Annotated in this window: 2 protein-coding genes; both read right to left on the reverse strand. The window is 34.6% G+C overall.

The features are described 5' to 3' along the window. Positions 1-540: 540 nt before the first annotated feature. On the reverse strand, positions 541-2,532 hold the full coding sequence (locus ENL20_09530) for a PAS domain S-box protein (GenBank protein ID HHE38796.1): 1,992 nt from the start codon (positions 2,530-2,532) through the stop codon (positions 541-543). A gap of 93 nt (positions 2,533-2,625) precedes the next feature. Continuing rightward, the coding region (locus ENL20_09535) for a PAS domain S-box protein (protein HHE38797.1) at positions 2,626-4,205 on the reverse strand (1,580 nt) is incomplete at its 5' end.

Raw genomic sequence — 4,205 nt, forward strand, 5'->3', positions numbered from 1 at the left:
AAAAATGGCAGTTTTTTTGATGAATTATGAGATCAATTTTATTGGTCGGCGTTTAGCAAGAGCAAAAAGAAACAAATTCAGAACCTTTCTCGACAGTTATAAAGACATCATCCAGATATCACCGGACACTTTATTGATTCCAACCGAAGAAAGTTTAAATGATATTTCCGCAAAATTTGAAGGTATTCTCGAAGATACTGACAGGCTTTTCTTAGTTGAGATCACTGATAATTATTGTGGTGAACTTTCTGATGAAGAATGGGATTGGCTGGATAATAGATTTGGTCATAAAGGAGAAAAAGAATAAATCCAGACCTCAGCCCAGAGCTATCCGCAAGCGGATAGTTCCATTAAGATGAAACCTGATCCGTAAAACACCGATCTTGTCCATTTTAATCAAAATCCTATTTCCTTATTTTGCAGGAAATTTAAATGGGATTTCATAGGAGTTTATGTAAACATCAACTATAATTGATGTATGGAATTTAAGAATCCTCGGAAGATAAGCAAAACAATAATCGGAATGACAGTTCTCAAAATTTATTTTAAAATTTCAAGTTGTGTCTTGCTGAAACAGATATTGAAAGCAGTTCCATTTTTTCTTTTTAGTTCGAGTGTCCCGTGAAGCTGCTGGATTAAAGCATTTACTAATTGCAAACCAAGAGTTTTCGGATTTTCCAGAACAGTATCAGCAGAAATTCCTACTCCATTGTCATAAACAATCAGGGAATACTGATCCTTATTTAAATGAAAATCAATTGCTATTTTTCCTTTTATATTACCCGGGAATGCATATTTCAGGGAATTTGTAACTAATTCATTAATAATTAATCCGCAGGGAATTGCCTGATTTATATTCAAAAATACATTTTCAATCTTCAGTTCAAACCGGATCATTTTGTGACCTATATTATAAGATTGGATCAAAGTTTGTGTCAAATCCCGCAAATATTCATTAAAATCGATGCTGCTCAAGTTTTTTGATTTATACAGCTTTTCATGGATCAAAGCCATTGAAGCGACCCGACTCTGGCTGTCTTTAAAGAGACTTTTTGCATGTTTGTCAGTAATATAGTTAGTCTGCAATCTTAGTAAACTCATAATAACCTGCATATTATTTTTTACCCGATGGTGAACTTCTTTTAGAAGAACTTCTTTCTCTTCCAGGTTTTTCTTGATCTGGTCTTCTGCTTTTTTCCGCTTTGTTATATCTTCGATTATTCCATCATAATACAGGATTTTTCCCTTTCTGTCTTTCTCTGCTACTGCTGAAATAGAACATACAATTTCAGTTCCGTCTTTTTTCTTTAAATTCAGGATTTCATCTTTGACAAATCCTTTTGTAAGCATTTTTTCATTAAAAATTTTTCTATTATTCGATTGAGAATAGAGATCGGACACATTTATATTCATCAACTCTTCTTTGCTGTCATAACCGAACATCTCGATAAAAGCGGGATTCGTTTCCAAAAAATGTCCTTCTGCTCCAGCAGTATTTCTATAAATCCCGACATTAACATTTTCGGTTATAGTCCTGAACTTCACTTCACTTTCCTTTAATGCTTTCTCGACCTGAATCCTTTCAATAATCTCTTGTTGCAGTTTTTCATTGGTGATTTTAAGTTGTGAAGTTCTTTTTGCAACTAATTCTTCCAGGTGATCCTGGTATTTTTTTATTTCTTCTTCCATTCGTTTTCTCTGGAAAAATTCAGGAATTTCAACATTTCGTAATGCTGCAGATGCTTCATAAGAATGTTTACTGTAACGAGATAAATGTTCCTCGATCTTTGAAGGAGGAGCCATGATAAAACGACAATGTTCATCACCTTTGGAACGGCACTCGATCTCGACTGCAATGAGAGGAATACCAAAACTTTCCTCACACCAACCTGACGAATATCCGGCATTCATAATACAGACAGGAAAATCGGTTTTCCTGTTTCGCGTTAACCAGGAATCTGCTTCAAAGGAAAACGGATGATCATATATTAAAAAATAATTTTCATCTGCATATGGTCTTGATTCAGGTAAAATATCAACAAATGCCCAACCTGAATGAGCAAAATGGATCGGACCCGCAGAAAGTTTTTCAACAGGATCCGTAACTTTCATTTTCGTATGAAAAACTTTGGCATCAGCCTTTCCCAGAGCATGAGCAATATCAAATAAAAATCCATTCGCAACTTTCCTCGATTCTTCCTCAGAATGATCACGATAAAGATATTTCATCAAGTCAAAAAATTCGATAGACATGGAAGCTGCCCGAACCAGGATATACCTTTCACCTGAAATTTTGATAGTTGCCTGTTCCGGATCTTCTTCACGATCTGCAAAAAACTGTTTTACATAATCCTGAGCTTTCAGGAATGGCGGAATGAACATTTCAGGAACATTTACGGTTTTAAGCAGGGAATCAGCATTGTTTGTTTTGAATTCATTTTTATTTGATCCTTCTCTCAAATCCTTGATCTGAGCCCGAAGTTCTGCGAGTTCTTTTACCAGCTGATTTTTCGTTTTTTTTATATCATTCATTTGTTTTCCTTTTTGATAACTCCCTCTATTTTCTCTTGAGAGATCGTCTATAAATTCAAGCGGAATAGAAAATTCTATCTTTTTTTAGCAAACTTACCCAGTGAATTCTTTCTTAAATCTTATAGTATAATATGTTCCGTTCTTCCTCTCAAGATCGACCGTACCATGCAGTTGTTTTGTCAAAGCGCTGATCAACTGTAAACCTAATGATTCCGGTTTAAGAAAATCGACTTCCTCAGGTAATCCAACTCCATTATCAAAAACAAAGAGAGTATATTCGTTGTCTTTTAATTCCATGTTGATGGAAATTTCACCTTCCTTTCCATCAGGAAAAGCATATTTGATCGAGTTGGAGATCAATTCATTAACGATCAATCCGCAGGGAATTGCTTTATTGATATTCAAAAATATTTTATTAATATTCTGTTTATACTTGATGTGTTCAGCTTTTGATCCAAAAGTTGAGATCAAATGCCCGATAAGATTTTTAATATAATATTCGAAATCAATTTGCGAAAGGTCTTTTGACTGATACAGAGATTCGTGAATAAGAGCCATGGAATTAACTCGATTCCTGCTGTCCAAAATCAGTTTTTTATCGAACTCATCCTTAAAATATCTGGACTGCATTCTAAGCAAACTGGAAACAACCTGCATATTGTTTTTAACACGATGATGGATTTCCTGAAGCAAGACTTCCTTTTCTTCCAGGTTTTTTTTAACCTGCTCTTCTGCTTGTTTCCTTCGAGTTATATCGTCATATACAGCAACAATCTCTCCGGAAGGAAGTTTATAAACATAATTCTCTCTCCAACCGGCAATTTTTTCATCCTGATAAAAGGAAACCGGATGATGTTCCGGATTTCCGGTTTTCCATACTTTCTGAAATACTTCGAATAGACCGAACTCTTTTATCGATGGGAATACATCAAGAACACTCTTTCCAATAATCTCATTTCTGGAGACCTTCTCTATCATTTCACTGGTTTTGTTAATATCCTTAAAAACAAAATCATTCCCATTATCATGTGCTTCGTAAACAGCAACACCGCTGCTCATATTATTGAAAAGTTCCCTGAATTTTTCTTCATTTTCTATTAATGCCATTTCTACTTTTTTTCTAGATGTTATATCGATCATAAATCCTTCCAGTAAAATGGCATTGTTTTCTCTCAAAACTCCTATTCCATATTCTTCAATCCAATGCTGTTTACCGTATTTATCCTTGATCCGATAGACCAGGTGAAATGCACTTTTCTGCTTCAACGAATTGTCTTTTACAGAATGAATATCTGCTTTATCATCAGGATGATACAGATCAGAAAAAGTGATATCATTTCTCATAAATTCTTCTTTTGAATATCCAGTCAGTTTTTTCACTTCATCATTCAAATAGACCAGAGTTTTCATTTCATCATTAAGGCTCAAATAAATAACTCCCGGAATATTTTCCGCCAGTATCCTGAATTTTTCCTCACTTTCCTTTAAATCCTGTTCTGCTCTTTTCCTTTCGGTTATTTCTTCAATGATCCCATCGAAATATTTAACATTTCCATTCTCATCTTTTACTGCCACTGTCGATATGGAAGCAATGATCATGGCTCCGTCTTTTTTACAAAGGCTTAATTCTCTGTTTTTAACAAATCCCTGCTCCAGCATAATCTGATTTAGTT

This window comes from Candidatus Cloacimonadota bacterium, assembly GCA_011372345.1.
In the GTDB taxonomy this organism is placed as follows: domain Bacteria; phylum Cloacimonadota; class Cloacimonadia; order Cloacimonadales; family TCS61; genus DRTC01.